The 16059-nt window shown below is 72.9% G+C and carries 23 protein-coding genes and 1 pseudogene; 19 read left to right on the forward strand and 5 right to left on the reverse strand.

Annotated features, from left to right (window positions below; all coding sequences use genetic code 11):
• Positions 1-112: 112 nt before the first annotated feature.
• On the forward strand, positions 113-745 hold the full coding sequence (locus MTF69_RS10170) for a pyridoxamine 5'-phosphate oxidase family protein (protein ID WP_243332784.1): 633 nt from the start codon (positions 113-115) through the stop codon (positions 743-745).
• Positions 746-807: 62 nt separating this feature from the next.
• Here the strand turns inward: MTF69_RS10170 and MTF69_RS10175 are convergent, their stop codons facing one another.
• Complete coding sequence (locus tag MTF69_RS10175; RefSeq protein ID WP_243332785.1) at positions 808-1014, reverse strand: hypothetical protein; 207 nt, start codon at positions 1012-1014, stop codon at positions 808-810.
• A 74-nt stretch (positions 1015-1088) separates the two neighbouring features.
• Positions 1089-1619: a DoxX family protein gene (locus tag MTF69_RS10180; RefSeq protein WP_243332787.1), complete on the reverse strand. Its 531-nt coding sequence runs from the start codon at positions 1617-1619 to the stop codon at positions 1089-1091.
• A 295-nt stretch (positions 1620-1914) separates the two neighbouring features.
• On the opposite strand from MTF69_RS10180, the gene MTF69_RS10185 reads away from it, so the two are divergent.
• Genes MTF69_RS10185 through MTF69_RS10210 form a run of 6 tightly spaced genes read left to right on the forward strand, consistent with a single transcriptional unit; the run spans position 1915 to position 5568 of the window.
• Positions 1915-2595, forward strand: coding sequence for a nucleotidyltransferase family protein (locus tag MTF69_RS10185; RefSeq protein ID WP_243332788.1), 681 nt, complete (start codon positions 1915-1917; stop codon positions 2593-2595).
• A complete protein-coding gene (locus MTF69_RS10190) occupies positions 2592-2846 on the forward strand; it encodes a BON domain-containing protein (RefSeq protein WP_243332790.1) in 255 nt (84 codons plus the stop codon). The genes MTF69_RS10185 and MTF69_RS10190 overlap by 4 nt, the downstream gene beginning before the upstream one ends.
• Positions 2843-3622 carry a metallophosphoesterase gene (locus MTF69_RS10195; protein ID WP_243332792.1) on the forward strand — a complete coding sequence of 260 codons (780 nt, stop codon included), beginning with the start codon at positions 2843-2845 and terminating at the stop codon, positions 3620-3622. The genes MTF69_RS10190 and MTF69_RS10195 overlap by 4 nt, the downstream gene beginning before the upstream one ends.
• The gene (locus tag MTF69_RS10200; protein ID WP_243332795.1) at positions 3619-4275 is read left to right on the forward strand and encodes a HemK2/MTQ2 family protein methyltransferase; all 657 of its coding nucleotides are present in this window, start codon (positions 3619-3621) and stop codon (positions 4273-4275) included. Before MTF69_RS10195 ends, MTF69_RS10200 begins: the two co-directional genes overlap by 4 nt.
• Positions 4259-4513, forward strand: coding sequence for a CDGSH iron-sulfur domain-containing protein (locus MTF69_RS10205; protein WP_243332797.1), 255 nt, complete (start codon positions 4259-4261; stop codon positions 4511-4513). Before MTF69_RS10200 ends, MTF69_RS10205 begins: the two co-directional genes overlap by 17 nt.
• On the forward strand, positions 4510-5568 hold the full coding sequence (locus MTF69_RS10210; RefSeq protein WP_243332800.1) for an iron-containing redox enzyme family protein: 1059 nt from the start codon (positions 4510-4512) through the stop codon (positions 5566-5568). The genes MTF69_RS10205 and MTF69_RS10210 overlap by 4 nt, the downstream gene beginning before the upstream one ends.
• Before the next feature lie 204 nt (positions 5569-5772).
• Here the strand turns inward: MTF69_RS10210 and MTF69_RS10215 are convergent.
• A pseudogene (locus tag MTF69_RS10215) lies at positions 5773-6009 on the reverse strand (DNA topoisomerase IB); the annotation flags it as partial.
• A gap of 374 nt (positions 6010-6383) precedes the next feature.
• Here MTF69_RS10215 and MTF69_RS10220 point away from each other — a divergent pair.
• The gene (locus MTF69_RS10220; RefSeq protein ID WP_243332801.1) at positions 6384-6926 is read left to right on the forward strand and encodes a hypothetical protein; all 543 of its coding nucleotides are present in this window, start codon (positions 6384-6386) and stop codon (positions 6924-6926) included.
• A 1-nt stretch (position 6927) separates the two neighbouring features.
• Positions 6928-7470, forward strand: a complete 543-nt coding sequence (locus tag MTF69_RS10225) for a hypothetical protein (protein WP_243332803.1) — start codon at positions 6928-6930, stop codon at positions 7468-7470.
• A gap of 18 nt (positions 7471-7488) precedes the next feature.
• Here MTF69_RS10225 and MTF69_RS10230 read toward each other — a convergent pair whose 3' ends face one another.
• Positions 7489-9150: a phospholipase D family protein gene (locus MTF69_RS10230; protein ID WP_243332805.1), complete on the reverse strand. Its 1662-nt coding sequence runs from the start codon at positions 9148-9150 to the stop codon at positions 7489-7491.
• Positions 9151-9231: 81 nt separating this feature from the next.
• Here MTF69_RS10230 and MTF69_RS10235 point away from each other — a divergent pair, with 81 nt between their 5' ends.
• The 3 genes from MTF69_RS10235 to MTF69_RS10245 all read left to right on the forward strand — a co-directional run bounded on the left by MTF69_RS10235 (position 9232) and on the right by MTF69_RS10245 (position 11911).
• The gene (locus MTF69_RS10235; protein ID WP_243332807.1) at positions 9232-9792 is read left to right on the forward strand and encodes a flavin reductase family protein; all 561 of its coding nucleotides are present in this window, start codon (positions 9232-9234) and stop codon (positions 9790-9792) included.
• 127 nt (positions 9793-9919) lie between these two features.
• Complete coding sequence (locus MTF69_RS10240) at positions 9920-11218, forward strand: AI-2E family transporter (RefSeq protein ID WP_279345617.1); 1299 nt, start codon at positions 9920-9922, stop codon at positions 11216-11218.
• A 156-nt stretch (positions 11219-11374) separates the two neighbouring features.
• Positions 11375-11911 carry a DUF5133 domain-containing protein gene (locus MTF69_RS10245; protein WP_243332812.1) on the forward strand — a complete coding sequence of 179 codons (537 nt, stop codon included), beginning with the start codon at positions 11375-11377 and terminating at the stop codon, positions 11909-11911.
• Positions 11912-11925: 14 nt separating this feature from the next.
• Here MTF69_RS10245 and MTF69_RS10250 read toward each other — a convergent pair whose 3' ends face one another.
• Positions 11926-12201: an isoamylase early set domain-containing protein gene (locus MTF69_RS10250; protein ID WP_243332813.1), complete on the reverse strand. Its 276-nt coding sequence runs from the start codon at positions 12199-12201 to the stop codon at positions 11926-11928.
• A gap of 237 nt (positions 12202-12438) precedes the next feature.
• Between MTF69_RS10250 and MTF69_RS10255 the strand changes: the two genes are divergently transcribed.
• From MTF69_RS10255 to MTF69_RS10285, 7 genes are all read left to right on the forward strand, one after another.
• The gene (locus MTF69_RS10255) at positions 12439-12612 is read left to right on the forward strand and encodes a CsbD family protein (protein WP_243332816.1); all 174 of its coding nucleotides are present in this window, start codon (positions 12439-12441) and stop codon (positions 12610-12612) included.
• A 173-nt stretch (positions 12613-12785) separates the two neighbouring features.
• On the forward strand, positions 12786-13130 hold the full coding sequence (locus tag MTF69_RS10260) for a hypothetical protein (protein ID WP_243332819.1): 345 nt from the start codon (positions 12786-12788) through the stop codon (positions 13128-13130).
• A gap of 128 nt (positions 13131-13258) precedes the next feature.
• Positions 13259-13831, forward strand: coding sequence for a sodium-independent anion transporter (locus MTF69_RS10265; protein WP_243333224.1), 573 nt, complete (start codon positions 13259-13261; stop codon positions 13829-13831).
• Complete coding sequence (locus tag MTF69_RS10270) at positions 13797-14201, forward strand: ATP-binding protein (protein ID WP_243332821.1); 405 nt, start codon at positions 13797-13799, stop codon at positions 14199-14201. The genes MTF69_RS10265 and MTF69_RS10270 overlap by 35 nt, the downstream gene beginning before the upstream one ends.
• A 104-nt stretch (positions 14202-14305) precedes the next feature.
• Positions 14306-14494: a hypothetical protein gene (locus tag MTF69_RS10275; RefSeq protein ID WP_243332823.1), complete on the forward strand. Its 189-nt coding sequence runs from the start codon at positions 14306-14308 to the stop codon at positions 14492-14494.
• Positions 14491-15063: a DUF2231 domain-containing protein gene (locus tag MTF69_RS10280; RefSeq protein ID WP_243332825.1), complete on the forward strand. Its 573-nt coding sequence runs from the start codon at positions 14491-14493 to the stop codon at positions 15061-15063. Before MTF69_RS10275 ends, MTF69_RS10280 begins: the two co-directional genes overlap by 4 nt.
• Positions 15060-16028, forward strand: coding sequence for an NmrA/HSCARG family protein (locus MTF69_RS10285; RefSeq protein ID WP_243332827.1), 969 nt, complete (start codon positions 15060-15062; stop codon positions 16026-16028). The genes MTF69_RS10280 and MTF69_RS10285 overlap by 4 nt, the downstream gene beginning before the upstream one ends.
• Positions 16029-16059: the final 31 nt, after the last annotated feature.

Below are 16059 nucleotides of genomic sequence, written 5' to 3' on the forward strand. Positions count from 1 at the left end.
AAGTCAGACAGGGGTTTCCGCTCCTTGATTCGATTCCGGGCGGACGGACCGGGCATCCGGGCCGCTCGCGGCAGGGCGGCGCACCGGCCGCCCGCGAAGACGGGGGCGGGCAGTGGACACAGGGGCGTACGAGGAGATCAACACCGAGGGGGAGCTGCGCGAGCTGCTCGGCGAACCGACCGCCGTGGCCCTCGACAAGGAACGGCAGACCCTCCATGACCACCACAAGCAGTGGCTCGCCCGGTCCCCGCTCTGCCTGATCTCCACCTCGGCCGCCGACGGCACGTGCGACGTTTCGCCCAAGGGCGACCCGCCCGGTTTCGCCGAGGTCCTCGACGACACCACCCTCGTGATCCCGGACCGCCCCGGGAACCGCCGTGCGGACGGCTACCGCAACGTCCTCACCAACCCCCACGTCGGTCTGCTCTTCCTGATCCCGGGCCGCGGCGATTCCCTGCGCGTCAACGGCCGGGCCCGGCTGCTCCGCGAGGCGCCCTTCTTCGACGACCTGACCGTCAAGGGGCACCGCCCCACGCTCGCCCTCCTCGTGGAGGTCGAACAGGTCTACTTCCACTGCTCCCGGGCCTTCGTGCGCTCCGCCCTGTGGAAGCCGGAGACCTGGAACCCCGGGGCGGCCCCGTCCAGGGCCAGGATCTCGAAGAGCCTGGAGCGTACGCACGAGTCCCTGGAGGAGCTGGAGCGGTACTACGGACCCTCGTACGAGGAGAAGAACATGTACATCTGAGGGCGCCGGGCCTTCCGGCGGTGCGGTCGGCGCCCGTGGCCGCCGCCCGTGGCCGCCGCCCCTCAGAACACGCAGCTCGTGGCAGCCGGGGTGCCGATGCGCCGGGCGTCCATCCAGGCGATCGCATCGTCCAGCGGGCCGTCGCTGATGGTGTGGCCCTGGTCGGGGTAGTAGGCGAACTCCATGTTCACGCCCTTGTCGCACAGTTCCCGGGCGAGCGTCTGGTTGAGGTTGCTCAGCACGTCGTTCCCGCCGTGTGGCAACAGCACCGGGACGGCGATGGCGGTCGTACGGGCCCGCCCGGAGTGCGCTCCCCGGCCACGTCCGCCGCGGGTGGGCCGGATCAGTCCTCGTCGGCTCCGGCCGGGGACTCCATCGCGGCGACGCGCCGGTTGACGACGACGGTGGCCGCCACCGCGCTGAGGGCGAACGCCACCACGATGCCGGTGGGACGGTCGAGCCGGTGCCGGCTGACGTGGTCGAGGGAGATGCGCCCCGGCCCCGTGACGCCGAGGCAGGCGGCGACGGTACCGAGCAGGGCCGGGTACTCAAAGCCGCCTCCTTGGGCGAAGAACCCGGCGGGAGCGTGGACCGCGACAGCCCCTGCCATGGCGCCCGCCGCGGCGGCGCCCGCCGCGGGGGTGGCGAGACCCAGCGCGAGCAGGGCGCCGCCACCCGCCTCGCCGAGCCCGGCGGCGATGGCGCTCCGCTTGCCCGGAGTGAAGCCCATGTGCTCCATCGCCCGTGCCGTTCCCTCGATGCCGCCACCGCCGAACCAGCCGAAGAGCTTCTGCGTGCCGTGTGCCATCAGGACGCCGCCTGCCGCGAGGCGCAGGGAAAGCAGTCCGAGGTCCTTGCGGAGGGTGAAGTGCACGAGGCGGCCTTTCGGGAGGAAGAGGAAAGGAATGGGGAAGGGGGAGAAGGGGAAGGGGTCGGCTCGACAGGAAGGGGTCGGCGGAATGTGTTCCACACCGACCGTGCCGCCACGCCGGACCCGCGCCGAATGAGGAGGGCGCAGCCGGTGGGGCGGGCCGGGGCCGGCCGGTCACGCACCCTTCGGGCTCCATCGGGAGTGTTTGCGATGGTCTACGGCGGTTAGATGCCCCAGGTGCAGTGCGTGCGTGAGTGAGTGCGTGCGTGCCGCGTCGTCCCCGGTCGAGTGAGGCGCCATGGTTCTCAAGACCACCCCGGCGAATCTGACGGGTCTCCTCCCCTCTCCGGGAGGGCTGAGCCCCCCGGCTCCGACCGGTGCTCCACTGCCCGAGGACCACACCCAGGCGATCCTGGAAACCACCAAACACGTGGCGGCGCTGCTCAAACGGACGGGAAGGCCCTTCGCCCTCGCGGGCAGCGTGGCCGCCTTCGCCCATGGTCTGCCGGCCCGGTTCCAGCACGACACGGACTTCTGCGTCCGGCCCGAGGACGCCGACGCGGCGATCGAGGCCCTGGAGGGCGGCGGCATCGACGTGCGCCGCGCCCCGGAGGACTGGCTGGTCAAGGGCCGATCGGGCGGTGAGGAGATCGACCTCATCTTCGAGCTGGCCAGGCGCCCGGTCAGTACGGAGCTGCTCGGGCGGGCCTGCGTCAAGGCGGTGGACTCGGTGTGGATGCCGGTCCTCTCGCCCACCGACCTCATGGAAAGCCGGCTCGTGGCGCTCTGCGAGCACTACTGCGATTTCGGCGACCTGCTGCCCATGGCCCGCATGCTGCGCGAACAGATCGACTGGGACCGGCTGGACCGCGACCACCGCGCCACCCCGCTCCCGGACGCCTTCCTCTACCTGCTCGCGAGGCTCCAGGTCATCGACCGCCGCCCCGCCGGCCCCGATGAGAGCGAGGAAGCGACGTGACCGACACCGGGATCACCGAGTACCGCATCGAGCACCTGCGCGACCGGCTGGCGCACGAGGAGACCGCCGAACTGGGCGTACGCGTGGAAACCCACGGCTCCCGCGCCGTCGTCCGGGGCCGTGTCCCCGACGAGCAGTGCAGGACGGCCGTCCTGCGTCTCGCGGAGGAGGAGCTGGCGGGTCTCGACTGGTACGAAGACCTCACCGTGAGCCATCCCCAGCCGCCCGACCACTCCGAGGACCTGCCGTGATCCGCGTGGCGGCCGTCGGGGACATCCACCTCGGCCCGGACAGCGCCGGGCTGCTGCGGCCCGCCTTCGACACCCTCGGCGCCTGCGCGGACGTACTGCTGCTGGCCGGCGACCTCACCCGGCACGGCACCGCGCCGGAGGCCCGGGTCGTGGCCGCCGAGGTCGCCGGGCTGCCCGTGCCCGTCGTCGCCGTCCTCGGGAACCACGACTACCAGAGTGACCAGCAGGAGGCTGTCACCCGGGAGCTGAGGGCGGCGGGCGTACACGTCCTGGAGGGCGACGGGGTCGCCCTCCAGCTCGCCGGTACGACCGTGGGCGTCGCGGGGACCAAAGGCTTCTGCGGAGGCTTCGCCGGGCGCAGCGGCAGCGACTTCGGCGAACCGGAGATGAAGGCCTTCATCCGCTACTCCCGCAGCTGCGCCGAGGGCCTCGGACGGGCACTGGCCGAGCTCCGCGCAGCGGGTTGCGCGCTGCGCATCGCGCTGACGCACTTCGCGCCCGTACCCGACACCGTGGCGGGCGAGCCGCGGGAGATCTACCCCTTCCTCGGCAGCTACCTGCTCGCCGAGGCGATGGACGAGCAGGGCGCCGACCTGGCCGTCCACGGCCACGCCCACCTGGGCACCGAGCACGGGATGACGGCGGGCGGCATCAGGGTCCGCAACGTGGCCATGCCCGTCATCGACCGGGCCTTCGCCGTCTACCACCTCGCCCCGGACGGATCGGCGGCCGTATCCGGGACCGCTCCGATCGCGGCTCGCAGGACGCTCCCGTGACGCCCCGGCTGCTCGCGCCGCCCGGTGTCTACCGCCCGCAGGCGGACACCAGACTGCTGGACGAGGCCTTCGCCCGGGAGGAACTGCGCCCCGCCGCGACGGTGATGGAGATCGGCACCGGGACAGGTGCCCTGGCCCTTCACGCCGCGAGCAGGGGTGCCCGTGTCACCGCGGTCGACATCTCCTGGCCCGCCGTCGTCACGACGTACGTGAACGCTCTGCGGCACCGGCTGTCGCTGCGCGTCGTCCACGGGGACTTCGCCCTGCGCACCCGGGGCCAGCGCTTCGATCTGGTCCTCGCCAACCCTCCCTACGTCCCCTGCCCGGACGTCCGCCTGCCGCGGCGCGGCGCCGAGCGGGCCTGGGACGCCGGTCCGACGGGACGCCTGATCATCGACAGGATCTGCGCCACGACGGCCTCCCTGCTGCGTCCCGGCGGTGTGCTGCTCATGGTCCACTCCGGGATGTGCGGGCCGAGGACCACCGTGCGCCGCCTGGAGCGGTCCGGGCTCACCGCGCGGATCGTCCTGCACGCCTCGGTTCCCTGGGGACCGGTACTGCGCGCCCGTCGTGCCTGGCTGGAGGGCGAGGGCCTGGCATGCGAGGGCGCCGAATGGGAAGAGCTGGTGATCGTCCGTGCCCAGCGCCCCTGACCGCTCGTCCGCCCCCGCCCCCTGCCCGGCCCGCCGGGTGGCCGTCGAGGCGCGGGGACCGGTATTGGTCGAGGGACCGGTGGAGGTCGTCATGGAAGACGGCTCGGTCGCCCGCTCCGACCGCTTCGTGGTCGCCGTGTGCACCTGCCGCCGGAGCCGGACCCCGCCCTGGTGCGACACCAGCCACCGGAGGCGGCGCCGCGGCGCACTGGCGCCGGAGGAGGGAAGCCGCACATGACGACATCCGTACCCGTACCCGGGCCGATCCGTGGTGCCGGCGCCCCCGCTCCCGCCCCCGCTCCCGCCCCCGCACTCGTCGGAGCCCGCGGGGAGCTGTCCCGGGCCGTCGTGGACGCGCTGGGATCCGGCCGGCCGCCCGCCCGCGTCAACGGATCGGCGTCCGCCGCCGACCCCTGGGGCGAAGACCTCCAACTCGCCCTCTACCTGCTGTACGAACTGCACTACCGCGGTTTCGCCGGAGTCCCCGACGAGCGGGAGTGGGATCCGGACCTGCTCCGGCTGCGCCAGGACCTCGAATCCGCCGTCCTGGACGCGCTGCGCGCCGCACTGCACGACGCCCCGCGGACGGTCGACGCCGCCTTCGCCCCGCTGCTCGTCGAGCCGGACGATGAAAGCGGCAGCGTGAGTCACTACCTCGAACAGCACGGTGAAATATGGCAGTTGCGCGAATACGCCGTCCTGCGATCCCTCTACCACCTCAAGGAGGCGGACCCGCACCTCTGGGTGGTTCCGCGACTGAGAGGCCGCGCCAAGGCGGCCATGGTCGCCGTCGAGTACGACGAGTTCGGCGCCGGTCACGCCGACCGCATCCATGCCGCACTCTTCGCGGATCTCATGACCGACCTCGGCCTGGACCCCACGTACGGCACCTACCTGGACCGCGCCCCGGCGCCGCTGCTCGCCACCGTCAACCTGATGTCGCTCTTCGGTCTGCACCGGACGCAACGCGGTGCGCTCGTGGGGCACTTCGCCTGCCTGGAGGTCACCTCTTCCCCCGGATCACGTCGTCTCGCCTCCGCGATGCGCCGGTGCGGCGCGGGCCCGGCGGCCGAGCACTTCTACACCGAGCACGTGGAGGCGGACGCCGTCCACGAGCAGGTCGTGCGCCGCGAGGTCATCGGCGGGCTGCTCGCCGTGGAACCCGCACTGGAGGCCGACATCGCCTTCGGCTGCGCGGCGACGCTGTTCCTGGAGGACCGCCTCGGCCGGTACATCCGCGCGGCGTGGGACCGGGGGACCTCTGCCCTGCGCCCCCCACCGACCGATCCGTGACCGCGCAGGCGGGCCGCCGGCGCGCCGAGTCCGGTGCGCCCCAGGTACCGGTCGAGCAGGGCGGGTACGAGCGCGTTCGCGATCAGTGTGGCGGCGGTACTGGCGCCCACCCGGTACTCGCGGCGCTACGGATGGTCGGTACGGGTCACCCGCGACGGGCTCGCAGGAGGTCCAGAACGGCGTGCTCGACGGCGCCGTGGACGCCGGGTGGTAGAGGTACTGGCGCCGCCCGGCGGCATCGGTCCCCACGGCCTGCAGGTGGCCGCGGGGACAGGGGCAGATCCAGACGTCCTGCCAGGCCGGGGGTATCACGAGCGCGCGGACCCGCTCCCGGTCCGCCGCGCACAGCGGCGCGCCTTCCGCGTCGAGGCAGCGGAAGCCGCGGCCGTGGCGCACCCGGCGCCGGCCCGGTGCACGGGGATCGCTGGTCCGCAGCCGCACGGCAGCGTCAGCCGTCAGCCGCCGTCAGGGTGGGCTTGCGTGCGCAAGGTCCACGACTGACCCGAGCAGTCGTAGGGCAGCGGAGGGAACCGGTGCCCGCGGACGTCGGTGCTCTTGCTCCACACGTGTTCCTTGCCGCCGTCGCAGGCGTAGATGCCGCTCTGCGGGACGATCTCACCGGGTTTCCACTGCTCTGTGCCGTCCGAACCGCCGAACCGCCGAACCGCCGAACCGCCGAACCGCCGAACCGCCGAGCGGGCGGCTTGCCGCGGTCGATGCACATGGCATATGCGAAGGATGGAGGTTTCCTCTTCTCCCAGCGGGTGGCCGAAGGGGGCGACGACCCTGTTGGAACCGCTCGATGGAGGCGGCACATGTCTACCGACACATTCAAAGCGATCATCATTGCGGCCGTTGTCGTGGTCGTGGCACTCACCCTGACCTTCGCCATGCTGGTGCGCCGCCGCCACCTGCGCGACCGCTTCGGGCCGGAGTACGAGCGGACCGTCGAGGAGAAGGGCGGCGCGCTGGCCGGGGAGCGCGAACTGCGCGCCCGCGAGCAGCGGCACGACCGGCTGGAGATCAAGGAGCTCCCCGCCGAGCGGCGCCGCCAGTACGCCGACGAATGGACCACCGTCCAGGAGCACTTCGTGGACCGGCCGGACGGCTCCGTCGCCGAGGCGGACGAGTTGGTGTCCCGCCTGATGAGCGAGCGCGGCTACCCCACCGACGGGTTCGGCGGACAACTGCGCGACCTGTCCGTCGAACACGCGGACACCCTGGACCACTACCGCTCCGCCCACGACGTCAAGGTACGAAGCGCCGACGGGCGGGCGACCACCGAGGAACTCCGGGGAGCGATGGTGCACTACCGCGCCCTCTTCACGGAACTCCTCACGGACGAGAGGAACCGGTGACATGAAGATCCCTTCGGACACCGGCGGCGGGCCCACCGAAGCCGCCCTGACCACGGAAGACCTCGCACATCCCGGGACGGGGGACGAGGAGGCAGCCCCGGTGTACCCGGGAGAGGCCACCCAGGACCGTGAGGTCCGCCAGGACCCCGAGGCCCGTGAGGACCCGGTAGCCGGCGAGGACCGCGAGGGCTACGAGGACGACATGGCCGCGGAGGAGGACCGTACGGTCGCCCCCACCGGAGCGGACGCGCCCGAGGAGGCTCCCGAGGGTGTCTCCGAACCGCTCCTCGGGACCTCCGACACGGAGGAGTTCCGTCAGTCGTGGACCGACATCCAAGGCCGCTTCGTCGATGATCCCCAGGGCGCGGTCAGGTCCGCGGACGCCCTGGTGGCCGAAGTCATGCAGACCCTGGCCGGCAGCTTCGCCGCGCACAAGCAGGAACTGGAGGCCCAGTGGGGCCGGGGCGAGGAAGTCGAGACGGAGGACCTGCGGCAGGCGCTGCGGCACTACCGCTCCTTCTTCAACCGTCTGCTCAAGACCTGAGCGCGGCGGCACCCGGAGTCAGAATCCGCCGCGGAGCCGCATTCCCAGGGGGCGGCCGTCGGGGTCGACCAGTGCGTGGTGCAGCGGGGTCGCGAGCAGGCGCCGGACGGGCGACAGGCGCGGAGCGACGTAGCGGCGCAAGCGGCCCGCGGGACGCGGGCCACGGCGCCCGGCCGCGTGCCAGGCGTCCAGCGCCGCGGCGGCTTCGCCGAACCGGTCGAACGCGGTCGACGGATCGCACAGCGCCTCCTGCGACAGCGCTTGTGCCCCGGGCGGCCCGCCCCCCGCCCCGTCCCCGCCCCCCGCCCCGTCCCCGTCACCCGCGTCGAGGTGTTCGCGCATCAGCTCCAGGCGCAACTCCCGCGCGAACGGGCGGGCCCCGTCTCCCAGCCCGCCCGGGTCGTACGGCCACCTCGGATCGGCGGCCCGGTCGAGGACGGCGCAGCTCAGCTCGGAGTCGTGCGTCCACGAACGCAGGTTGACGTTGTCGGACCCGACGGAGGCCCACACGTCGTCGATCACGCACACCTTGGCATGCACGTAGACAGGGGTCCCCGCATGGTTCTCCACGCCGTACACCGCGACCCGGTCTCCTCCGGCGCGGCGCAGCTCCTCCAGGGCGGTGATCCGTCCGATCAGGTTCATGGGCCCGGTGAGCGGGCCGTCCTGCTCCGGAACGGAGGGGATGACGGCGGCCAGCCGCAGCTGCGGACTCGCGCGCAGGGCGCGGGCGAAGCAGTCCACGACGCGCGGGGACCACAGGTACTGGTCCTCCAGGTAGATCAGTGTCCGGGCGCGCCGCAGCGCCTTGAGATAGGCCCGGGCGATGCTGCGCTCGCCGTCGGGAGCGAAGGGATAGCCGCGCAGCAGCCGGTTCGGATAGGTGCGCAGCACCTGGACGGCGTGCGTGCCGCACGGCGGGGGATCGGGCTCCTGCGGCGGCAGTTCGTCCGCGCGGGTGTCCTCCCGGTCCAGCCGTTCGCGCAGACGCATCAGCGGACTGCGGCTGAGCGGCGCGGGATCCTCCCAGCGCTCGCGGAAGACGGCTTCGACGTCGCCGACGACCGGCCCGCTCAGGGCGAGCTGGACGTCGTGCCACGGGGGGTGCGGACCGTACCGGGGCGCCAGGGCCAGCGATTGGCGGTCGCCGCGGTGATCGGCGTCGTCGTTGCGGTTGTGGCAGAGGTCGATCCCGCCGATGTACGCGACATCGCGCCCGGGGTGGCCGGGGTGCCGCAGCACCACCATCTTCTGGTGGTGCGAGCCGCCGGGCCGGACCCGCAGATCGAGCAGGCACTCACCGCCCGCCGCTTCGACGTCCTCGCTGAGGGAACGGTTCTCCTCCTCGCTGAACCGGAAGCCGTCCAGGTGGGAGCGCCACAGCAGGCCCTTGACGATGACACCGCGCTCGGCCGCCGCGCCCAGGACGGCCGCGATCTCCGTACCGGGTCCGCGGAGCCGCTCGTCGGGATCGCCGCGCCAGTCGGTGAACAGGAGCAGGTCGCCGGCGCGCATCGCCCGGACCCGCTCGAGGAGCTCGGCGAAGTACGCGGCGCCGTGGACGAGCGGCCGGGCCCTGTTGCCCTCGGACCAAGCCGCTCCGTCCGCTCGGCGATCCTCCAGCCGGGTGGCGGCATTGCCGCGTTCTCCAGGTGCCAGGAGCCAGTCAGAGGTGGGCATGGCAGGGCCTCCATCACACGGGTACCCGCTTCCCACCCTTCCACTCGGGACGGGGAGCCGCACCGCCCGGAAGGAGATGTCGTGACGGAAACGGAACTGGACGCGTTCGCCGAGGTCCTGGACGGCCCCGTGTACGTCGTCACGGCCGCCACGGCCAGGGCTGCCACGGCCACGGCCGCCACGGCCATGGCCACGGCCGGTGCCGGGGGCGGAGCCGGGGCCCCCGGCGAGCGGGCGGGCTGTCTCGTCGGCTTCGCCTCGCAGTGCTCGATCCGGCCACCGCGCTTCGTGGTGTGGCTGTCCACGGTGAACCACACCTTCCGCGTCGCGTGCAGGGCCTCGCACCTCGCGGTGCACGTGCTCGGCCGCGACCAGCACCCGCTGGCGGAATTGTTCGGGGGTGAGACGGGCGACCGGACGGACAAGTTCGCCCGGGTCGAGTGGGCGCCCAGCGCGGACGGCGTCCCGTTGCTGACCGGCGCACCCGCATGGTTCGTGGGCCGGATCGAGACACGGATCGACGGGGGTGACCACATGGGCTTCCTGCTGGTGCCCACCGAGGTCTCCCCGGGCCTCCCGGACACGCCCGCCCTGCTCCGGTACGGCGACGTCAGGGCGATCGACCCCGGACACCCGGCCTGAACCGTACCCGGGGAGCCGGATCGGCCCCACTCGCCGCGGTCCCGGGGTGCCGGTGGGCCCCGCACGGTCCAGCCTGGAGGGAGTCTCCTACGCAACGACTCGGAGGAACTCCACGGTGGACCGACCTCTGGCCGGAGTGCGCGGATGGCTCGGGCGCGTGAAGAAGGGCGTCGTCGGGCTCGGCGAGCGCCGGGCCCGGCTCAGTGCCCAACGCGAAGCGGAAGCCGCCGGAGCGTGGGAGGAAGCGGCTGCGCCGGAGCCGCCGCACCGGCCCGGCACGGGAACGCGGGAGCCCGTGGCCGCTGTGCCCTGGGGGGTTCGGGTGGCCGCGGAGGCCGGCTGGCGCTTCCTGGTGCTCGCCGCCACCGTCTGGGTGCTGATGCGGGTCATCGGGGCGGTGCGGCTGGTCGCCCTCGCCTTCGTCGTCGCGCTCCTGGTCACCGCGCTGCTCCAGCCGACCGTCGCACGGCTCCACCGGAGCGGACTGTCCCGGGGCGCGGCGACGGCCCTGACCGCGACCTGCGGATTCGTGATGCTCGGACTGGTCGGATGGTTCATCGTCTGGCAGGTGCTCGACAACCTCGACAACCTCTCGGACCGGGTTCAGGAGGGCATCGGCGAGCTCAAACAATGGCTGATCGACAGTCCGCTGCACGTCACGGAACAACAGATCAACGCCATCGCCGACAGGCTGAGCGACACCATCGGCACCAGTACGAGCGAGATCACGTCCACCGGCCTGCAGGGCGTGACCGTCCTGCTGGAGGTGATCACCGGACTGCTGCTGGCCATGTTCGCCACCCTCTTCCTGCTGTACGACGGCAGGCGCATCTGGCAGTGGACCCTCCGGCTCGTCCCCGCGGCGGCCCGCCCGGGGGTCGCCGGCGCCGGCCCGCGGGCCTGGCGGACCCTCACCGCCTACGTCCGCGGCACCATGATCGTCGCGATGATCGACGCGGTCTTCATCGGAGTGGGCATCTACTTCCTCGGCGTACCGCTCGCCGTTCCGATCGGCGTGGTGATCTTCCTGTCCTCCTTCGTGCCGCTCGTGGGCGCCGTCGTCTCCGGCGCACTGGCGGTCGTGGTCGCCCTCGTCACCGAAGGGGTATTCACCGCCCTGATGGCGCTGATGGTCGTCCTCGTGGTGCAGCAGATCGAAGGACACGTGCTCCAGCCGTTCATCCTGGGCAGGGCCGTACGGGTGCACCCGCTGGCCGTCGTCCTGGCCGTCGCCACGGGTGGCACCGTCGCGGGAATCGGCGGGGCCGTCGTGGCGGTCCCGCTCGTCGCCGTGGCCAACACGGTGGTCACCTACCTCCGCGCCCACCCCGCCGGCGCCGCCCCGGGCCCGGAGCCCCCGACGCCCCCGTCCGGCGTCCCGCCGGAGGACCGGCAGGCGGGGGCGGAGGACGGCCCGGGCCGCTGACCAGGAGGCAACACGAGGGGTCAACCGGGGCCGCTCCACAGGGCCGGATCGGGCGGTTGTCGCCGTGCCGCGCGCGTGTATGCGAGCCGATGCGGCCTGCCGCCTGCTACACAGCAGGACCCCGCAGACGAGGGGTGACCGAAGCGGAGGAGCGGGATGGACCACCCGGCACAGCAGCCCAGGACGCCCGCGGCGCCGGCCGAGCCGCCGCGACCACAGGAGGTACGGGCCACCGCCGCCCGCGCCGTGGGGGTGCTGATGGCCCTCGTCCCCTGCACCGCGGCCAAGGCCCGCCGGATCCTGGCCGAGGTGGTGATGGTCACGGGCACGGAGGTGCGGGAGGCCGCCGAAGCCGTTCTCGCCGTGCGGACCGGCGAACCCGTCGCGCCCGCCGTCGAGAGCGTGCTGCGTCATGTACTCGCCCAGGCCCGCACCCTGCCGGACCCACCCGCCGGGTCCTGGTCGCCGCCGGAGCCGGATCTCCTGCGCCGGCACGTGAATCACCTGCGTGCCGCCCGCCGCCGCGCGCTGGCGGCCCCGGGTGACGCGAGCGTGCGCAGCGAGCTGGAGGAGGCCGCGTACACCCTCTGCGTCCTGATGGGCCAGCGCAGCGCCCACGGCGCCCTGCTCGCCGCGGAGCAGCTGATCGCCGTCAGCCGGCTGAAACCGGTGATGCCGGCCCGGAGCGGGTGATCCCCTCCCCGAGGTCAGGTGCGCAGGCGGCTGTTGCCTTCCTCGTGCCCGTCGGCGGCCGGCTCGTCGAACCAGTAGTCGCCGGCCGCGAGGTAGCGGAAACTGTGGGTCGCCTTGGCGGGGAGGGCCACGGTCACGGCGCGCATTCCGTCGGTCCGGGGCTCGAGGACGTGCGCGCCGGGGTGCCAGTCGTTGAACGTGCCGACGACGCTCACCGGCCCGGGCGGGAGGTCCCCGGGAAGGACGAAGGTGACGTCGGTCGTGTGCTTGCGGCGCTTGCGCTCCAGCACGGACTGCTCCTTTTCGTAGGGCGGGCGGTGCCCGCCGACCGGGGTCAGCCTGACGACCACCACCCGGTCCGGCTCACGACCCGCCGCACGGGCACCCGTATCACCCGTCCGGAGCGGGCCCGATCGCGTGAGACCCCACCGGCACCATCCGCCCGGAGGCGCGCGGGCAGGTTTGCCGGACGGGTATGCGGACAGACGCGGCACGTCAGATGATCGCCGGCGATCGGAGTGAGAGCCGTGTCGGGTGAGCAGAAGATGAAGGCCAAGAAGGAACAGGCCAAGGGCAAGGCCAAAGAAGCCATGGGCCGCGCCGTGGGCAACGAGAGCCTCACCGCCGAGGGGCGCGCGGAGCAGATGAAGGGTGATGCCCGCCAGGCCAAGGAGAAGGTCAAGGACGTGCTCAAGGACTAGCTCCGCGGGGTGAGTTCATCCACGCCGAAACGTGAGCGGCCACGGCCTCCTTCCCCGGTGAACGGGCGACGGAGGCCGTGGCCGTACGGGCGCCGTCGCCCTGTCTGGTCGCGGTCCAGCGGGGTACACGCGAGCAGAACGGGAAGGGGGCGGAGACGACGGAGGAGGCTGCCATGAGCGAGAACGGACAATACTCCGAAGGGTCCGAAGGGATCGACGCCGGCCGAAGTGACCCCGCAGGCGGTGATTCCGGTGGGCACGCCGCCAAGCGCCAGCGTCCGGGCACCGGACGCGAGGAGCAGGTACGTCCGCACCACCCCCAGGGCAGCGGCCGGCTCCGGGACGCCCAGCGGCCCGAGCTGCTGCTGCCCGACGAGGGCGCCATGGTCGACGAACACGGGCGCCCGCCCGGAGTTCCGTCGCGGACGGGAACCGGGTCCAGCTCGCCACCGTCCGACCCGGAGCGCGTCGAGCGGGCGGCCGCCGGGGAGACCGGGCCGGGCGCGTCCCGCCGGTGAAGCTTGCGTTCGTCGGGTACGCGGGTCGACCATCGAATCAGGCCGGATCGATTCAGGCCGGATCGCGTTCCCGAGCCCCGTGATCGCCGGGGGGAACCGAACCCGGCGAGGCGAGCGGGGTGAGCGTCATGGGGAACGCCTTCCGCATTGCGACGGCATCCCACGGCCGGACCGTGCACCTGATGCCGCGGGGCGAGCTGGACGCGGAGGCCGGCGCCGTCTTCGACCGCCTGCGCCCCGTGCTGGGCGCGGCCACCGAGGTGGTCATCTGTGACATGCGCGGAGTGCCGTTCATGGACGTGGCCGGCCTGCACCACCTGCTCGACTTCGTGCGTACGGCGCGCGAGAGGGGCATCCAGGTCCACGCGTGGCAGTGGCAGCGCCAGCCGACGGACCTGCTGGCGCTGATCGACTGCGTCCGGCCGCCCGTCACCGCGGGAACCGCGGACCGTGACGTGATGGCCGGGCTGCTCCGGCTGGACGTCGAGGCGACCGCTGCCGAGGGCCGTGCCTGCGGCATGGACGTCGCGCGGCCGCCGCATGTGGGTAACCCGCGGGGAGTGGGTAGGCGCACAGATGTGAACACCACCCATTCCCGGGCGGCCGTCACCGATGATTCCGTCGGCCGGGCCCGGGGAAACGAGACTGGAGGCCGCGGGAGCGGGGATGACTCTCCATCTGAGGCAGCACAGCGATCTTGACGGCACGGCCGCGGCGGCCACCGCCCGCGACCTGACCCGGCACTTCTTCGACGACGCCTCGCGCGGCGGCCGCTCCGTGGCCCCCGAGGCCAGGGACACGGCCTTGTTGCTCGTCAGCGAACTCGTCACCAACGCGATCCGGCACACGACGGACGGCTGCGTACTGGACCTCGAACTGGAGCCCGACGAGATCGCCATCGACGTCTCCGACCACAGCCACGCGGAGCCGCGGCTGAGGGCGCCCGATCTGGAGGGCGGCGGTGGATGGGGCTGGGCCCTGGTCCATCAGCTCGGCAGCGACGTACGGATCCGGCACCGGCCGGGCGGCAAGACCATCCACACCGGTGTCCGGCTGTCCCCGCCGCAATGACCTCCACCGCGCCGCGTCGGCTCGTGTGTGCGCACCGCCTCTCCGGGTAGGCGCCGGACGTGAGCGGGGGGTGTACGTACGACCCCGGGCCGAGGGAGAGAACCGTGAAGGGGGCGCATCAGGGCCAGAGGCAGACGGCCCGCTCCCAGGAGGCGACGCGCAGTTGCTGGGACGACTTCGAAGCGGTGCGCGGCCAGATGGACCGCTTGCTCCGGCAGCGGTCCCGCCGCACGCCGCACGCGGAGGGAACCGGCGCCGCGCGCGAGGACGACGGAGGGCGGCGACTCGTATGAACACGCCGATCGACACCGTGAGGCCGGGCCCCGCACGGGCCCTCGACCCGCTGTCCGAGGGGTGGCTGAAGGCCCTCGGCGCCATCGAGCGGGCCTCCGGCGCGGACCGGGCCGTCCGTGCGCTCCAGCAGGGGATCCGCACCCTCCCGCTGGGCGCGGTACGCGACGTCCTGCGCGGCAGGCAGCTCGGTCATCCCCTGCATCCCGTGCTGGTCCAAGTCCCGGTCGGCTGCTGGCTGTCCGCCGGGGTGCTGGACGCGGTGCCCGGCGGACAGCCCGCGGCGACGATGCTCACGGCCGTCGGCCTGGCGGGGGCAGGGCCGTCGGCCGTCGCCGGCTGGGTGGACTGGGCGGAGCTGCCGCTGCCGCGGGCCCGGGTCGGACTGGCCCACGCCGTGTCGAACGTGGCCGTGATCGCCTGCTACACGGTGTCGCTATCGGCGAGGATGCGCGGGCACACGCTCAAGGGCCGGGGCTGGTCCCTCGCCGGTCTGGCAGCCCTCGCGGTGAGCGGTGCGCTGGGCGGACACGTGGCCCACGGACCGACCGGACAATCGAGCCGGACATGACCGGGCGACCGATGACCGACAAGAAGATCATCACCGTGTTCGGCGCGACGGGCACGCAGGGTGGCGGCCTCGCGCGAGCGGCCCTGGAGGACCGGGACGGCGCGTTCGCGGTCCGTGCCGTCACCCGCCGTCCCGACTCCGCGGAAGCCGCGGAGCTGAAGCGGCTGGGCGCCGAGATCGTGCGGGCCGACATGGACGAGGAGGAGAGCCTCGCCCCGGCCTTCGAGCACGCCTACGGAGCCTTCCTCGTCACGAACTTCTGGGAGCACATGTCCGCCGAACGGGAGAACACCCAGGCCCGTGCACTGGCCCGGGCGGCCTCGCACGCGGGTGTGCAGCACGCGGTCTGGTCCACGCTGGAGGACACCCGCACGTGCATCCCCCTCGACGACGCCCGGATGCCGACGCTCCAAGGCCGGTACAAGGTGCCCCACTTCGACGGCAAGGCGGAAGCGGACGGCTGCTTCCTCGAAGAGGGCGTGCCCACGACGTTCCTGCGCTCGACCTTCTACTGGGAGAACCTGCTGGGCGCCTTCGCCGCGCAGCGGGGCGACGACGGGGCGTTCGAGCTGACGTACCCGATGGGCGACAGCAAGCTCTCCGGGATCGCTGCGGACGACATCGGCAAGACCGCGCTGGCCGTCCTGGGACGCGGCACCGACCTCATCGCCGCCACGGTCAGCATCGCCGGCGAACACCTCAAGGTCGCCGACATGGCCGCCGCGATCGAGGAGGCCCTCGGCGAGCCGGTACGGTACCGGCCCCTGAGCCCGGACGCCTGGCGCGCGCAGGGCATGCCCGGCGCGGACGAGACGGGGAACATGTTCCAGTACTACGCCGACTGCGAGGAACGCTTCACGGCGGCGCGCGACCTCGACGCCGTCCGCGGGCTGAACCCCGCACTCCAGTCCTTCGCCACCTGGCTCGCCGCGAACCGCGACCGGCTGCGCGCCGCCTGGGCCTGAGGCCGGCGGGCGCGTGCGAGAAGAACGGCGG

The organism is Streptomyces sp. AP-93 (assembly GCF_022808175.1).
Taxonomy (GTDB): Bacteria; Actinomycetota; Actinomycetes; order Streptomycetales; family Streptomycetaceae; genus Streptomyces.

Coding starts and splice junctions, on each gene's coding strand:
- MTF69_RS10185 (WP_243332788.1), top strand. CDS start 1,915: ATGGTTCTCAAGACCACCCCGGCGAATCTGACGGGTCTCCTCCCCTCT.
- MTF69_RS10285 (WP_243332827.1), top strand. CDS start 15,060: ATGACCGGGCGACCGATGACCGACAAGAAGATCATCACCGTGTTCGGC.
- MTF69_RS10270 (WP_243332821.1), top strand. CDS start 13,797: ATGACTCTCCATCTGAGGCAGCACAGCGATCTTGACGGCACGGCCGCG.
- MTF69_RS10265 (WP_243333224.1), top strand. CDS start 13,259: ATGGGGAACGCCTTCCGCATTGCGACGGCATCCCACGGCCGGACCGTG.
- MTF69_RS10280 (WP_243332825.1), top strand. CDS start 14,491: ATGAACACGCCGATCGACACCGTGAGGCCGGGCCCCGCACGGGCCCTC.
- MTF69_RS10210 (WP_243332800.1), top strand. CDS start 4,510: ATGACGACATCCGTACCCGTACCCGGGCCGATCCGTGGTGCCGGCGCC.
- MTF69_RS10220 (WP_243332801.1), top strand. CDS start 6,384: ATGTCTACCGACACATTCAAAGCGATCATCATTGCGGCCGTTGTCGTG.
- MTF69_RS10230 (WP_243332805.1), bottom strand. CDS start 9,150: ATGCCCACCTCTGACTGGCTCCTGGCACCTGGAGAACGCGGCAATGCC.
- MTF69_RS10245 (WP_243332812.1), top strand. CDS start 11,375: ATGGACCACCCGGCACAGCAGCCCAGGACGCCCGCGGCGCCGGCCGAG.
- MTF69_RS10225 (WP_243332803.1), top strand. CDS start 6,928: ATGAAGATCCCTTCGGACACCGGCGGCGGGCCCACCGAAGCCGCCCTG.
- MTF69_RS10260 (WP_243332819.1), top strand. CDS start 12,786: ATGAGCGAGAACGGACAATACTCCGAAGGGTCCGAAGGGATCGACGCC.